At 40.6% G+C, this 16016-nt stretch carries 9 protein-coding genes; all 9 read right to left on the bottom strand.

Features of this window, described 5'->3' with window-relative positions:
- Positions 1 to 4: 4 nt before the first annotated feature.
- Entirely contained in the window at positions 5 to 1924 is a 1920-nt protein-coding gene (locus tag L3Q70_RS07850) for an ABC transporter ATP-binding protein (protein ID WP_237115188.1), read from the bottom strand.
- 14 nt (positions 1925 to 1938) lie between these two features.
- Entirely contained in the window at positions 1939 to 2172 is a 234-nt protein-coding gene (locus tag L3Q70_RS07845; protein ID WP_062568992.1) for a glutaredoxin family protein, read from the bottom strand.
- Entirely contained in the window at positions 2165 to 4282 is a 2118-nt protein-coding gene (rlmKL, locus tag L3Q70_RS07840) for a bifunctional 23S rRNA (guanine(2069)-N(7))-methyltransferase RlmK/23S rRNA (guanine(2445)-N(2))-methyltransferase RlmL (protein ID WP_237115187.1), read from the bottom strand. Before rlmKL ends, L3Q70_RS07845 begins: the two co-directional genes overlap by 8 nt.
- Before the next feature lie 78 nt (positions 4283 to 4360).
- Complete coding sequence (locus L3Q70_RS07835; protein WP_062568990.1) at positions 4361 to 4891, bottom strand: cell division protein ZapC domain-containing protein; 531 nt, start codon at positions 4889 to 4891, stop codon at positions 4361 to 4363.
- A 121-nt stretch (positions 4892 to 5012) separates the two neighbouring features.
- Positions 5013 to 6023 carry a quinone-dependent dihydroorotate dehydrogenase gene (gene pyrD / locus L3Q70_RS07830; RefSeq protein WP_237115186.1) on the bottom strand — a complete coding sequence of 337 codons (1011 nt, stop codon included), beginning with the start codon at positions 6021 to 6023 and terminating at the stop codon, positions 5013 to 5015.
- Positions 6024 to 6139: 116 nt separating this feature from the next.
- Positions 6140 to 10978 carry an NAD-glutamate dehydrogenase gene (locus L3Q70_RS07825; protein WP_062568988.1) on the bottom strand — a complete coding sequence of 1613 codons (4839 nt, stop codon included), beginning with the start codon at positions 10976 to 10978 and terminating at the stop codon, positions 6140 to 6142.
- 212 nt (positions 10979 to 11190) lie between these two features.
- Positions 11191 to 13515, bottom strand: a complete 2325-nt coding sequence (locus tag L3Q70_RS07820) for an MMPL family transporter (protein WP_237115185.1) — start codon at positions 13513 to 13515, stop codon at positions 11191 to 11193.
- On the bottom strand, positions 13515 to 14522 hold the full coding sequence (locus L3Q70_RS07815; protein WP_237115184.1) for a YCF48-related protein: 1008 nt from the start codon (positions 14520 to 14522) through the stop codon (positions 13515 to 13517). Before L3Q70_RS07815 ends, L3Q70_RS07820 begins: the two co-directional genes overlap by 1 nt.
- Positions 14523 to 14643: 121 nt before the next feature.
- Positions 14644 to 16008: a DUF1329 domain-containing protein gene (locus L3Q70_RS07810; protein WP_193988957.1), complete on the bottom strand. Its 1365-nt coding sequence runs from the start codon at positions 16006 to 16008 to the stop codon at positions 14644 to 14646.
- Positions 16009 to 16016: the final 8 nt, after the last annotated feature.

Below are 16016 nucleotides of genomic sequence, written 5' to 3'. Positions count from 1 at the left end.
CTTACTACTGATTCTTTAAATCTTCGAGTTCTTCCCAGCGCTCAAATGCGGCTTCAAGCTCAGACTCTAACTGGGCTAATTGGTTCAATGCGTCTGTTGTAATTGCAGCGTCTTGCTTAAAAAAGTCAGGGTCATTAACGACAATTTGCTGAGCATCGAGTGCTTTTTCTAGTTGCTCCACTTTACTGGGTAATTCTTCTAATTCAAGTTTTAATTTGTAAGAGAGTTTATTACTTTTCTTTTGTGCTTTTTCTTGCTGACTACTCGCCTCAGGCTTTTCCTGCTTTATCTGCTTTATCTGCTGTAGCTGCTTTTCTTGTTCTGCTAAATAAGCAGCGTAGGCCTCGTAATCACTATAGCCGCCTACGATATCTGTAATTTTGCCTTGACCTTCAAATGCCCACACAGAACTACAAGTATTATCGATAAACTCACGGTCATGGCTAACAATTAATACCGTACCCTGATATTGATTAATAATATCTTCAAGTAATTCTAGGGTTTCAATATCTAAATCATTGGTCGGTTCATCAAGGACTAAAATATTAGACGGTTTTAGAAATAACTTCGCTAACAACAAACGATTTTTCTCACCACCTGAAAGGGCTTTAACAGGCGTACGCGCTCTTGCCGGTGGAAATAGAAAGTCTTGAAGGTAACCTAATACATGACGAGAGCGACCGCCCATCATCACCTCTTGTTTTCCTTCTGCAACATTATCTTGCACGGTTGCTTCTTCATCTAGTTTTTGACGGTATTGATCAAAATACGCAAACTCGAGATTTACGCCTTGCTTCACACTTCCGCTATCAGCTGCTAAATCACCAAATAAGATTTTTAATAAAGTGGTTTTTCCAATACCATTTGGACCGACAAGGCCAATACGGTCTCCACGCATAACAAGTGTTGAGAAATCCTTCGCAATCACCTTATCCTTAAACGCATGAGCAATGTTTTTCGCTTCGAATACCAGTTTGCCTGAACGATCGGCCGTTTCTATGTTGAAATCGGTTTTACCTACTTGATCAACACGTTGTTTGCGCTCTTTACGTAGGGCTTTAAGTGCACGAACACGGCCCTCGTTGCGGGTTCTACGTGCTTTAATACCTTGGCGGATCCAAGCCTCTTCTTCCGCTAAGCGTTTATCAAATAATGCGTTTTGCGTTTCTTCAACTTTTAAATCATGCGCTTTTTGTTCAAGATAAGCGGCATAGTCACCAGGGTATGAAACCAGCTTGCCGCGGTCTAAATCAAGAATACGGGTCGCCACGGCACGAATAAATGCACGGTCGTGTGATATAAAAACGATGCCGCCTTTAAACTCTTTTAAAAACTGCTCAAGCCAAATAACACTGCTCATATCCAAGTGGTTAGTTGGCTCATCAAGAAGCAGTAAATCAGGTTCACTGACCAAGGCTCTGGCTAGAGCAACTTTACGTAGCCAACCACCCGATAATGATTCAAGCTTGGCTTCTGGGTCTAGCTCTAAACGTGTTAAAATAAGCTGAATACGGGTATCGAAACGCCAACCATCAACCGTTTCTAGCTGATTTGATAAACGCTCTAATTTATTCAGCAGTTTATCGTTATAATCTGTCTGCATTTGATTGCTAACTTGGTGATATTCAATCAGTAAGTTCGCTATATCAGGCATACCTTGAGCAACATAATCAAAAACCGTCCCTTCGGCTCCTTTAGGTGGATCTTGCTCTAGACGCGAAATACGGATACCACCTAATTGGTTTATTTCACCATCATCCAGTGTTACTTGGCCATCGAGCACTTTCAGTAAGGTTGACTTGCCCGCGCCATTTCTACCAACAATACAAACACGTTCACCCGACTCAATGACTGCATCAGCATCATCAAGCAGTGGGTGTGTACCATAAGCAAGTTGTGCCTTGGCTATTCTGATTAAATCCATCGTGATTACTACTCTTATTCTTTGTTATCAGCAATAAACTGCGCCAATGCGACAGTATCAAAAGGCCAAAATAATTTATTGCCTTGGCTGCTTTCAACAACCGGAATACTTGTTTGATAAAGCTCAATTAACTGCTCATTATCCATAATATCTTTTGCTGCAAACGGTATATTTGCAGCACTTAATAGCTCATCTGCCATTTCACACAAATGACAACCATCGGTGTGATACAAGGTAAAATTAGCCATGGGTAATAAGCCAACTATTATGAATTTGCTTATTACGCTTAAAGTCTGGCGACAGTGTTTTCGCTGAAATATTTTCAGCTTTTAAACCTAAGCCCATCAGCCCGACCTCGTCTAAGTTAAAGCCTCGTTTATTGTTAGAAAAAATCAACGTGCCATTCGGACTTAAAATTTTCTTAACCCATGTGAGTAACTTGATATGATCGCGCTGTACATCAAAGGCATCTTTCATACGTTTTGAATTCGAAAACGTCGGAGGGTCTAAAAAGATAAGATCGTATTGGCCCTGTGCATGCTCTAACCATTTTAAACAATCGGCTTGTTCAAAACGGTAACGCGTATTGCTAATACCATTGAGGTCAAAGTTTTCTTGCGCCCACTTTAAGTAGGTTTTAGACATATCTACCGTAGTAATCGCTTTTGCACCGCCAAGAGCTGCGTGAACCGATGCACTGCCAGTATACGCAAACAAGTTTAAAAAACGTTTACCGTGTGCATTTTGTTGAATGTAACGTCGTGCCAAACGGTGATCTAAAAACAATCCTGTATCTAGATAATCAAATAGGTTAACTTTGAACTTAGCACCAAACTCTTCAACCACTTGCGTACGGTTTTGTTTTGATACCTTGGTATATTGCTCTTCGCCTTTTTGTTTTTTACGCACTTTAACAGCGATATTTTCAGGTGCAATGTCTAGCTGCTCAGCCGTTAGGCTAATCACATCTTGCAGACGTTTTTGTGCTGTATTGTCATCAATCTCTTTTGGAGCAGCATATTCAAAAATAACTGCTGAATCATCGTAAACATCAACAGCTACGTTATATTCTGGAATGTCTGCATCGTAAACACGATAACAACTCACTTCATTTTGCTTTAGCCAGTTTTTTAGATTTTGTTTATTTTTCTTTAAGCGGTTTGCAAATGCTGTTGAGCCTTCATAATTGAGCGCTGGCTTGTCTTCTTTACTTAACTCGACTTGTTTGTCGTCAAGTTGATAGAGATTTAGAACAACATCTAACGGACCATTTTTAAATTTATAACGTTTAAGTTTTACCAACTTTAACAATTTAAATAGGCTTTCGTCAGTACCTAGCAAGGCTAGCTTCCAATGATTAAAGTGCTTTTTGAAACCAACACCTAAACCTCGGTGTAAGTTAACTAGCTCTGCCATTGAGCCTAAACGTTCACCATAAGGTAAGTTAGAAATCACCACGCCTGGTAGTTTAGCCACGGATGTTAGCTTACTCGCATCACTTTGCTTAAACTTAATAGTAGTGCCAAGGTCTGCACGCTCAGCATTTTCTTGCGCCTTTGCGATTACACTGCCATCAATGTCATGACCAATAAGCCATAATTTAGGATCAGTAATTTGAGCCGTTAACTCCGCTTTTAATTCTTTGTATTTTTGTAAGCGGAAACTCGGTAAGCGCTCAAATGCAAACCCCTCACGGAATAGCCCTGGCGCTTCATTGCGTGCCATGCTGGCCGCTTCAATCAAAATAGTGCCTGAACCACAACATGGGTCAAATAATGGTTGTTGTACGTTCTCAAGCCAACCACTTCGTTTTACTAGAGCAGCAGCCAAATGTTCTTTGATTGGTGCTTTACCTTGATCTTGACGATAGCCACGCTCCGATAAACGTGGGCCTGAATAATCAATATAAAGGGCAACACCGTGACGATTTAGCCGTGCGACTACTCTAACGTTTGCATTAAATTTATCGACGTTTGGACGTTGCTCGTAAAGATCTGCAAAATAATCAACGATAGCATCTTTAACAACCAGCCCAGAAAACTGCGTGTTTTTCAGATCATGATTCGTACCTGTAAAATCCACTGCGAATGTTTGCTTTGGACCAAACCATTCTTGCCAAGGTTGTAAGCGCGCAAAATTGTAAAGGCTTTCTTTGTCCTTAACACCTTCTTTCTCTTCTATCAGCATCATGATACGCGTCGCAAAACGACTCGATAAACAGATCTTTTGTGCTAATAAACTATCTGCTTCGAAACGTACAGAGCCCACGGTTTGTTTAGAGACTTCGGCACCGAGTTCGGTAAGTTCATCAACAAGTAAATTTTCAATTCCGATAGAAGTAAGTGCGATAAATTGCAAAGTAAAAACCCTTAAATGCTAATTGCGCAGGATTATAGCATAGCTTAGCGAACAAAAACGCCATCAATTAAAGGGATATTATGCTGTTTTGAAGTGTTTTTGCTGGATATAAACAGGATGGATACGATTGTTAAGAACTTTAATAGCTTCAAACTGTTGCAATGACAAGTTTTCATCTAACTGAAAGTGCTCACTTAAGTTGATACATACAGACGCATCTGCTGAATGATCAACAATAAGAAACTCGCCTTCTTGTGCTTGCGAGCACAATTTTACTACAGCCTCAACACTTGGCTCGCTCCCGATATATTCATGGAAAAACCAACTTTTAGCTAGCACAGGCTTTAAATGAAACTTAACAGCTGTCGCATTGAGTGAAATTTGACAAAGCTCTGCTGGATTCCATAACGAGAAGGTTTCAAGATACTGATAGACTTGCTGATAAAATGCAGCATCTTCAAGGCTGAAATTAGGCTCTTCAAGAACAGCATCAGTAAGCTGACGAAGTTTATAGGGCGTGCAGAGTTGCATATTTTGGTCAAGGTCGACCAAAAGGCGATTATTTTTAGAACAAGCAAGCCACTTCCATTGCTTTGATGCTTGTAACATGACTCCTCCTTAAACTAAAAATTCCTCTCTACTTAGCACACTATTATAACGAAAGTAGACCATTAATAAAATGATTTTTTAGAACATTTTATTAATGATCAATTGCTTAGATAACCGATCCTTATAAGCCGTTAAGGATCGTTTTTACCAATTCTGGGCCTTTATAAATAAAGCCAGTATAAACTTGAACAAGGTCTGCTCCTGCTGCAAACTTTTCTTTTGCAGAGTCAGCATCATCGATACCACCCACACCGATAATAGGTAGCTTGCCTTCGGTCAAGCGCTTAAGCTCACTAACCACGAGGGTTGAGCGATCTCGTACTGGCTGACCAGAGAGGCCGCCCGCTTCATTTGCGTATTGTTGACCTTGTACCAGAGCGCGCTCAAGTGTTGTGTTTGTCGCAATAACACCATCGATCTTATTATTGATCAAAGACTCACTTACTTGCGCAATTTGAACTTCATCCAGATCTGGAGCGATCTTAACAAGCATTGGCACTTGCTTGTTATGCTTAGCAACTAAATCAAGCTGCTCATTTTTTAAACTTTGCAATAAATCATCAAGTGCTTCACCATATTGTAAGTCACGAAGACCTGGGGTATTCGGTGATGAAATATTTACTGTGATGTACGATGCATGCTCAAATACTTTACGCATACAGTGAATATAATCATCTTTACCCTGCTCGTTTGGTGTGTCTTTATTTTTACCAATATTGATACCTAGAATGCCGTCATATTTCGCCGCTTTAACGTTGTTAACGAGATTATCAACGCCCTTATTGTTAAAACCCATACGATTAATAATCGCATTTGAGTCAGGTAAACGGAAAATACGTGGCTTGTCATTACCTGCTTGCGGGCGTGGTGTAACAGTACCAACTTCGACAAAACCAAAGCCCATTTGCGCAAAGGCATCAATACACTCTGCATTTTTATCTAAGCCCGCGGCTAAACCTACTGGATTTTTAAACTCCAGCCCTAAGAAGTTAACGGGTTTATTAGGGACAGTTTGTGACCACATGGCACTCAATGGCGTATCAGCAAATCGGCGTAAGTTATTAAGTGCAAATTCATGAGCCCACTCCGCATCACGGGTAAACATAAAACGGCGAGCTAAATCATAAAACATGGCTTGTTGTTCCTTAGGTAAAAATAAACAAGGTAGCCGCTTAACACGGACCATTGCAAATTAAGGGCAAAAAAATACCCCAGCGAGCTGGGGTATGTATTTTAACGACTTTTCATTTATTTGGAAGTGTCACAGTTGTGGCTTAACAACATTAGTTCACGAAGTGCTACTGAGAACTTCGCAAAATCGTGACTTTGTGATGTTTTAAACTCAGATAACATTTGTTTCCAACGTTGTAATAGTAGATCTTGGTTGTCCATCCACTCATCGATTTGTGCATCAATATCTTTGCTGTCTGCTGCAAAGCTATTAAGTACTACAGCTGATAATGTACGTTGTTGCCAATCAAGCTCTTCACGGTATGACGCACGGGCAAGTGCTTGCCAATGGTTCGCAACCGGTTGATTAGTAATTTGATCCAAGAACCAATGTAAGCCCATACGCGCACCAAGCTTGAAGTAGGTATTAGATACCATATCAATATCGCGATTTGAGTTATTGGCAATTTCTGCTAAATCCATTACGGAGAATAAGCTAGAAAGTGACACTACACGAGTTGCAAGCGCTTTTGGAACACCGCTTTCAATTAATTTATCAGCAGCTTTAACTAGACGCTCACTCTCTTTGTCAACCATGTAGTTGTTTAAGTTATCACTTAAATCAGCAAATGTTGGTGCAAAGAATTCAATTGCTTGCTCAATTGTTTGTGCTTTATTGCGATGACGTAAGAACCAACGTGTTGCACGACGAACCGTACGGCGAAGCTGATAAAGCATTTCTGTTTGTACAGCTGCTGGAATCTTATTATCTAACGCGACAATTGATGACCACGTTTCTGGCATTTGGAACACTTCTTTCGCAATTGAGTAACAAAGTGCGATTTCAGCTTCGTTTGCCCCTGTCTCTTCGTGCATACGAACCATGAAGTTAAGGCCCATATCATTAACGATATTATTAGCAAGTTTCGTTGCGATAATTTCTTTACGAAGTGGGTGGTTATCCATCGCATCGTTGAACTTCTCACGAAGTGGTACTGGGAACGAGTTAACCAACAGCTGACGGTAATATGAGTTCTCAGTAATTTCATCAACAACAAGCGACTCTTTAAGAACCATCTTCGCATAAGAAACAAGTACCGATAGCTCTGGACGAGTTAAATCTTTACCCGCCGCTGCGCGCTCTGCAAGCTCTTCATCTGTTGGGATAAACTCGATTGCACGGTTTAGTTTACCTTCTTTTTCAAGAGCGTGAATAAAGCGTACTTTCTCTTTAAGCGTTGATGCACCTTTAGATTGTGTAATCGACAAAGTATGTGTTTGACGGTAACAATCTTTCAATACCAATTGCGATACTTCATCTGTCATTGAATAAAGCAGTTCATCACGTTGTTTACGTGTTAAGTCACCTTCAGCCACTAAGCCGTTTAGTAAGATCTTAATATTTACTTCGTTATCTGAACACGCAACACCGCCTACGTTATCGATGAAGTCAGTGTTAACACGACCGCCTTTAGCCGCAAATTCGATACGACCTAATTGAGTTGCACCTAAGTTACCGCCCTCACCTAAGATCTTCGCACCAAGCTCTGCGCCATTGATACGAAGTGCATCATTTGCGCGGTCACCCACGTCTGCATCCGTTTCTTTAGAGTTCTTGATGTAAGTACCGATACCACCGTTCCACAGTAAATCGAACTCCATCATTAGCGCAGCTTTGATTAACTCGTTAGGTGTCATGCTCGCTTTCTTAGTGCCAAGCATTTTCTTCATTTCTGGGCTTAAGCTAATTGATTTAGCCGCACGAGAGAATACGCCACCACCTTGCGAAATTAGGTCTTTATTGTAATCTTCCCATGAAGAACGCGGTAAGTTAAATAAACGCTCACGCTCTGGGTAAGATGTTGCCGCATCTGGATTCGGATCAACGAAGATGTGCATGTGGTTGAATGCCACTTGTAAGCGAATATGCTTAGAAAGCAACATACCATTACCAAATACGTCACCCGCCATGTCACCGATAGCAACAACAGTGAAATCAGTTGTTTGACAGTCAATATCCATCTCACGGAAGTGACGTTTAACAGATTCCCAGGCACCTTTAGCCGTGATACCCATTTTCTTATGGTCATAACCTACTGAACCACCTGATGCGAATGCATCACCTAGCCAGAAGTTATATTCATTTGCGATACCATTTGCGATATCAGAGAAGGTTGCAGTCCCTTTATCGGCAGCAACAACTAAATATGGGTCATCTTCATCGTGACGAACAACATCAACTGGTGGAACAATCTCACCGCGTTCAATGTTATCTGTGATATCTAATAAACCACGGATGAAAATTTTGTAACACTCTTGGCCTTCTTTGAAGAACGCTTCACGCTCAGTCGGTAGTTGTTTACATACGAAACCACCTTTTGAACCCACTGGTACAATCACGGTATTTTTAACTTGTTGTGCTTTAACAAGACCCAGTACCTCAGTACGGAAGTCTTCACGACGGTCAGACCAACGTAAGCCACCACGTGCTACTTTACCACCACGTAAATGCACACCTTCAACGCGCGGCGAGTATACGAAAATCTCGAACGCTGGCAGTGGTAATGGCATTTCTGGGATCATTGAAGGCTGAACTTTAAACGATACATATGACTTAAATTGGCCATCAGCTTCTTTTTGGAAGAAGTTCGTTCTTAAGGTTGCATTGATCATATCAACGTATAAACGGATGATACGGTCATCATCAAGGTTCGCTACGTTTTCAAGCTCTAGGTAAACTTGGCTTACAAGCTTCTCAAGCGCCTTTTCACTACCTGGGCTCTTAACTGAGAACTTTTTAGTGAATAAGTTAACGATTTGCGATGCGATATGTGGATAATTTGCAAATGTGCTTTCAATATAAGTTTGCGAGAAAGTCACACCAATTTGACGCATGTATTTAGCATAAGCACGCAGTATAGACGCTTCACGACCTGTTAAACCACCCATTAATACTAATCGGTTAAAACCATCGTTCTCTAAGCGGTTATTCCACACATTTGTTAGTGCAGCACGGAAACGCGCAGACACTTTATCAAAGTCAGCAATACCTTTGTTGTCAATTAGCATGGTGAAATCCATGATCCAATTAACCTTGCCATCTGTCGTTTTAACTGAGTAAGGTGTTTCACCCACTACACGTAAACCAAAATTTTCAAGCATTGGCATAACGTCAGATAAGTGGATTGGCTCATCTTTGTGGAATAAGCTTAAACGAACAACATTTGTATTCGCTTCTTCTTGTGGACGGTAGAACAACATTTCTAATTTGTTTTCGTCGTTAAGAAGTTCAAGCTTTTCAATATCAACAACCGCAGCGCTTGGCAGAACTTGATCTTTATACGAGCTGGCAAAAGCTTGTGCATATTTACGGTTAAGCTCTTTACCGCGTGCTTCACCTGCACTTTCAAGTAACGCAGATTGTAGTCTATCTTCCCAAGTACGGGCAGCTTCAATTAGGTTGTTTTCGATGTCTTTCACGTTATATTCAATATTATTGTCAGTCACACGCACCGTGTAATGTGTACGGGCTAATGTTGACTCAGAGAAGAAAGTGGTAAATTCGACTTTATCGTCAGAATTAAATGCGTTTGCTAAAATACGTTGTGTTTCACGACGTAGTGCGGTGTTATAACGCTCACGTGGCACATACACCATACATGAGAAGAAACGACCATAGGCGTCCTTACGCACAAAAATACGACACATATCGCGCTCTTGTACTTGTAAAACACCCATAGCTACTTCGAGTAGCTCTGTTTCACGTGCTTGAACAAGTTCATCACGTGGGTAGGTCTCTAAAATATTTAATACCGCTTTGTAGGCATGGGTGCCTTTTGCAAAGTCACACATTTCCATAATGCGATTGATTTTGCTTTTAAGAACAGGCACATCAGTCGCGCTGTTGTTATAAAAGCTAGATGAGAATAAACCAAGGAAACGGTCTTCACCAATCACATTACCTTCATCATCAAAACGTTTTATACCTACATAATCAATGTATGCTGGACGATGAACACGAGAAACAGAGTTTGTTTTAGTCAAAATAAGTAAATTACTGCTGCGTGCTTCTTGGCGAGCAACTTCAGGTAATTCAGATAAAAGGCGACTGTGCTCTTCATCGGTGTTTTTCATTAGGCCAAGGCTTGTGCCTTTTTTACCTTTTAACTGATAGTCACCTTGAACAGGAGAAAGCTCATATTCACGGTAGCCCATTAATGTAAAGTTATCTTTTGCTAACCAGTCTAGAAACTCAACCGTTTCAGCAACTTCGTCTTTGTTATTATTATGGTGACGGTTTGGTAAGTCCTTAGTTACAGCAACTAGCTTTTCGCGAATTGGCTGCCAGTCTTCAACAGCAATAGATACATCAACAAGGACAGACTCAAGCTCTTTTTTGAAAGACTCGATTACTTTAGCATCAGTTTGGCGGTCTATTTCAATGAAGAAAACCGTTTTCGTCGAGGTTGATTCCTGCTCAGCTTTTAAACTAGAAATACCCGTGATTTTTTCATTCTTATCACGTTGAATTTTAAGCGGAGAGTGAAGTAGCAGGTGAGAAGCGATATTTTCGCGAGTCATCGCCATACGCACAGAATCAACTAAGAAAGGCATATCTTTAGCGATAATTTCGACAATTGTGTGCGATGACTGCCAGCCATCTTTTGCAACTTCAGGATTGAAGACACGGACAACCGCGTCATCAGAATTATTTTTTTCTAGCGAGTTCCATAGGCTTAGTGCAGCGCCATATAAGTCACTATCGTTGCGATGTGCCAAATCCTCTTTAGACATATTGCTGTACAAGGCTTTGGCGAATTTCTCAACGAGTAACACATTATCAGCGTGAACTTTTTTCTGGATCAGCTTACAGACATTATCTAAGATAACCGAGGCTTGCCCTTCATTTCGTGTCATTGTATGTTCCTTAATCTATACTACTTATTGATTAGTAGAATATTTGTACAGCCATTTATTAGCGTGGAGTCAGGTAAATTCTAACTCTTTTACAGCTAATAAACAGCCTTTTCGATGAAATCATTTTAAGCTTTTCAGCTATTTGGTCATCTATTCACAAAATATAGATATAAATGGCCATTACTGGCCATATTGGAGCACAATTATTCACATTATTTTTTCTGGTCAGTCCAGAGGAAACTACCTATCGCGGGTAAAAGTAATACGGCACCCAACATATTCACTAAGAACATAAAGGTAAGTAGGATCCCCATATCAACTTGGAACTTCAGATCAGAAAAAATCCATGTACTCACACCAATGGCTAAGGTGATACCTGTGAATAACACCGCACTGCCTCGCTCTACCAACGCATTACGATAAGCAACCTCAAGTGCAACGCCTTGTTTAAGCTGCCCCATCATTGATGAAAGAATATAAATGCCGTAGTCAACACCAATACCTACACCTAAAGCAATAACTGGCAATGTTGACACTGTTAAACCAATTTCAAGCTGCACCATCAACGCTTGGGCTAGGGTCGATACGATATACAAAGGTAGTACCACAGCAACAGTGGCTTTCACACTCCTAAAGCTAATTAAGCATAGCAAGATGACGGCACCGTAAACGTAAAGCATCATGGGAAGTTGTGCCGCTGAAACTGATTCATTAGTTGCTGCCATCACACCCACTGGACCTGAGGCGAGCTTAAACTTCAATTTATCGGTTTCCTCTTTAGCCGCAAACTCTTTTACTTTAGCAACCACATGGTCAATCGTTTCGGCTTTGTGATCTTCTAAGAAGAAAATCACAGGCATAACAGAGCAGTTACCATCAAGTAAGCCTGAGCTTGTTTCAACTCTTGCAGTTGATTGTACTAAGCTTGCTGTATTACGCGGTAAGCTTTGCCACTTTAAATTACCTTCATTAAAACCTGCGTTCACTGACTGCGCGACAGAACTTAAACTCACTGCCGATTGCACACCAGGCACATTTTCCATTTGCCATTGGAAACGGCTGATACGTTCCATCACATCATGTTCTGTACACGCAGCAGGATATGCTTCAACAATGACTTTTAAAATATCGGATGAAATGGTGTATTTATCTGAAATCAAGAAAGTATCTTGGTTGTATCGCGCATCTTGATGAAGCGATGGCGCACCAGCGTGTAAATCACCAATACGCATTTTATCTGCTTGCCAGTAACCAAAAGCAAAAAGTATCACTGTAAGTACGATAATTAACCGTGCCGTTTTAGGGTCTGTTGCTTTAACCAGTATCTCACGTAAATTATCTAAAATATTTGGCTTATCTGAGTGTGTACCAGATTGGATACGCACTGAACCCTCAAACTTCATGTATGATGCCCAGACAGGAAGCAAAATTAAGTTCGTGAAAATAATTACCGCCACACCTAAGCTCGCTGTGATCGCAAGTTCACGAATAATACCGATATCAATAGTGAGTAACGTTAAGAAACCAATTGTATCTGATAATAGTGCAATACCACCAGGAATTAATAGAGCCCTAAAACTTGCTTGGCAACAAACTCGCGTGCTGCTGCCACCGCATACTTTCTTGCCAATATCGTTAATCATTTGCACACCATGGCTCACACCAATTGCAAACACTAAAAACGGCACCAGAATAGACATAGGATCTAAACCAAAACCAAGCGATGACAATAAGCCAAGCTGCCAAATCACCGCAATAATAGAGCAAGCAATCGGTAAAATAGTGAGTTTTAGGCTATGGCAGAATAGCCAAACCATTACGAACGTAAAGACTATTGCAATAGCGAAAAATAACAGTACGCCTTTGGCACCCTCTGCGACATCTCCCGCCATTTTCGCAAAACCAATAATATGAATACTGACTTTATCCGTGCTCAGTGGTTCACGTACTTGCGTTTCTAACTTTTTAGCAAACGCTAAGGTGTCGAGCTTTTCTTGTGTTTGTGGATCAGTTTCCAACAATTGAGCTGTTACCATCGCGCATGAATAGTCGCTGGCAATCATACGACCAACGACTTTGGCTTTTTCAATGTTCTCTTTTACAACGGCAAGTCCACGTTTATCCGCAGTAAAATTAGCCGGAATAATTGGCCCCCCGGCAAAACCATCTTCAACGACTTCAACAAAACGGGCACTGGGGGCAAAAATTGAATTGACTAATGGGCGGTTTACGCCAGGAATAAAATAAAGTTGATCATGAACAGCTTTTAACTGAGTAAAAAATTCCTCATTAAAAATATCACCATCCGCATCACAAACAGAAATTAAAATACTGTTTGCCCCACCAAATTGTTTTTCATGCTTGGTGTAGACTTTCATGTAGTCATGATTAAGAGGAATATTTTTATTAAATGACGCATCTAATTGAATCTGCGTTGCTTTAAAAAGTAAAAAACAAGTGATTAATGCAAAAGAGATAATCGCAAATAAACGATGACGGAATACCGCCTTTTCTAAAAAATCTAAAAAACCACGCATTACGGATTCAACTCCTTCACTTTAATACCATCTTCTGAAGCCATAATGAGTTTATTTTGAAATACAACACCATCAAGTAAAGACTTGCCATCATCCATTTGTTCTTCAGTTAGTTCATCATTTTTAACATGAAAAATGACACCGCTATTGGCAAACAGCAGCCATTCGTTATTGTAGTTAATTGCGCTGTTTACTGTTGCGAAGTTGTCTGTGTGGATTTGTTGCCACTGCTCAGAGCCTGTTTGACGCGTAAAAATATTCCCTCTCAAACCTGCAACTAAGTCTTCTCCTTGAGATTGATCTGCAGTTGACGCAAACGTAAAGAAAGACCCCATATATATTTCTTCTAGGCGTTGCCAGGTGCCACCGTTATCAAAACTTTCAGCCATTAACCCCATTTCACCAACCAATATTAAACGGTTATTGGTTTTCACAATACGGTTAAAATGTGGAAGAATCGAAGCTGCCTCATACTCGTAGCCTTCTGGGTCACTCTTTTTTAGTTCATTGAGATATGCACGGTCTTCTTCAAAAAGTAAGCTATCTAAAAATCGTTTTTGCCATTTCTGGCCACCATCATGAGTCTCAAAAAACATGCCGTATGCACCCACCGCATAGCCATGCTTTTCAGAGGTAAAAAGTATATCTAAGCAAGGTTTATCCATATCCGGAAGTGCTTGCTGGAGTTGCCATGTTTTGCCCGCATCCGTGGTGTTAATAATAGTAGCATCATGACCACATGCCCATCCTAGGTTGTTATTATAGAAGTCGACAGCGGTGAGTAAAACTTGCGTTGGAACACTGGCTTGCTGCCATGATTGTGCATCGGTACTGGTGATTACCACACCGTGCTTTCCAACAGCCACTAATTGATCATCAATTAGTTCAATATCTGTGAGGAGTGTTTTGTCTGCATTAACAGCACTAATAGCATGTTCTAGTTGGGGCATGTCCTGAGAAAAACATGAAGCACTATAAGCAAGACAAGCATAAAGCAAATACTTCATAAAGGTAAATCGCCTTCGAAAAGATAAATGAGTAAGCCATAAGTCACGTGATAAACCAATTGTGCCTAGTTGACTAATATGAATTGCAAAAGGCACCTGACAAAACAGGTGCCTATTTGGATTAACGGCCTTCGCGGCGAAGTGCGCTTGACGTAAATTCGTTATCGTTAAATGATTGTGAGAAGTCATACATCTTCTCTTGGTTATCTAAACCAATTGCCAAATAACGACGTGAATTAAGATCATGGTAAACTTCTAAGGTACTCCAGTGAGTTGGTACTTCATAGTAGTTTAGGCCATGGGCCATTGCCACACGATACATTTGGTCACGATTATCATATATATCTGCTACGTGAACTTGCCAGCTGTCTTCATCAATATAGAACACACGTTTTTTATAAATGTGGCGTGTACCCTCTTTTAAGTTAGCTTCGACAACCCAAACACGGTGCTTCTCATAGCGAACATATTCAGGGTTAATATGACCTGCTTGCAAGATATCATCGTATTCAAGCTTATCGCTGTGCAGTTTGTAGCTGTTATATGGAATATAAAGCTCCTGCTTACCTTTTAACGTCCAGTTATAACGGTTTGGTGAACCATTAAACATATCAAAATCATCGGTAGTACGTAAACTATCTGCTGCAGTACCTGGTGCATCATATGCCACGTTTGGCGCACGACGAACACGACGCTGACCAGAGTTATAAGTCCACGCTTGACGAGGTGTTAAAATTTGGTCCATGGTTTCATGAACAAGTAATGCAGTACCAGCAAGACGCGCAGGTTCTGTTACTTTTTGCTTAAACTTGAATAGGATGTTTGATTCTTGAAGTTTTTCAGGTGTCGCTTTTGGATCTGAATACTCAACTAATAGTTGCTCATCAAAGCCAACATAATTATATGAACCTGATGCTGTTGGTGCAGCTTGTCCACCAAAACGTTCAATTGATAAACCTCTAAAACGTAATAGATGATTCCAGATAGCCTCTAAGCCGTCCTTAGGAATAGGAAACGGAACACCAACCGCCGTGTTTTTAATACCATTACCACCTTCAACCAACTCAGCTGTCGTTGCATATTTTTTAGTTGCATCATAAACAAACTGAGGATAAGAAGCGCTACGGCGAGTTTGATAAATATTCATTTTGAACGTATCAGGGTATGTTTTGAATAGTTCAATTTGACCAGGGCTTAGGTATTCTTTGTATTTATCTACATTTGACTTATCAATGGTAAATAAAACTTTATCTTCAGCGTATGGGTCTGGGTGGTGCATTCCCGCTTTATAACTAGCAGGAGGAGTTGTAATTCCGCCAGTCCAAGCTGGAATAGAACCATCTTTATTTGCCGCTTTCTCTGCACCGATTGGTGTTAAATCATTACCTAAACGTGCTGCTTCATCAGCGGTAATTTTTGCAAGTACACTTGAGCTTGCGAAAACACTGCAAAAAGCTGCAGCAATGAGGGTAGGTTTTCTAATAATCATAATTT

The sequence above is a fragment of the Pseudoalteromonas sp. CF6-2 genome, assembly GCF_021729425.1.
Lineage (GTDB): Bacteria > Pseudomonadota > Gammaproteobacteria > Enterobacterales > Alteromonadaceae > Pseudoalteromonas > Pseudoalteromonas arabiensis.
This window is presented reverse-complemented; position numbering and strand designations above follow the sequence as displayed.

Coding starts and splice junctions, on each gene's coding strand:
- L3Q70_RS07835 (WP_062568990.1), bottom strand. CDS start 4,891: ATGTTACAAGCATCAAAGCAATGGAAGTGGCTTGCTTGTTCTAAAAAT.
- L3Q70_RS07850 (WP_237115188.1), bottom strand. CDS start 1,924: ATGGATTTAATCAGAATAGCCAAGGCACAACTTGCTTATGGTACACAC.
- L3Q70_RS07825 (WP_062568988.1), bottom strand. CDS start 10,978: ATGACACGAAATGAAGGGCAAGCCTCGGTTATCTTAGATAATGTCTGT.
- L3Q70_RS07845 (WP_062568992.1), bottom strand. CDS start 2,172: ATGGCTAATTTTACCTTGTATCACACCGATGGTTGTCATTTGTGTGAA.
- L3Q70_RS07820 (WP_237115185.1), bottom strand. CDS start 13,515: ATGCGTGGTTTTTTAGATTTTTTAGAAAAGGCGGTATTCCGTCATCGT.
- L3Q70_RS07815 (WP_237115184.1), bottom strand. CDS start 14,522: ATGAAGTATTTGCTTTATGCTTGTCTTGCTTATAGTGCTTCATGTTTT.
- pyrD (WP_237115186.1), bottom strand. CDS start 6,023: ATGTTTTATGATTTAGCTCGCCGTTTTATGTTTACCCGTGATGCGGAG.